General features: G+C 58.0%; 1 protein-coding gene. It reads left to right on the top strand.

All coding sequences use genetic code 11. The features are described 5' to 3' along the window. On the top strand, positions 1-255 hold a 255-nt coding region (locus AUR66_RS21730; RefSeq protein ID WP_197409669.1), incomplete at both ends, for a hypothetical protein.

The following is a 255-nucleotide window of genomic DNA, read 5'->3' on the forward strand; positions in this document are numbered from 1 at the left end:
CGGGCTGTCGATGCAGTTCCCTGAACAGATGGAAGCAGAAGGTGGGCGAAAGGTCTACCTGAACGCCCTGAACAACATCGGTAGCTCACTTGTCGGCCAAATCAACGTTGACCGAGAACTTGCCCGAGCGATGGCCCACGAAGGGTTGGACCCTGACGAGTTCTCCAACCGGATTCGGTCGCTCCCTCGTGGCGAGTGGATTGCGAACCTCCCCAGCCCCAAATTCGGTGAGACAGGACCGTATCCGTTCAGCAT

Origin of the sequence: Haloferax profundi (genome assembly GCF_001469865.1) — an archaeon.
Taxonomy (GTDB): domain Archaea; phylum Halobacteriota; class Halobacteria; order Halobacteriales; family Haloferacaceae; genus Haloferax; species Haloferax profundi.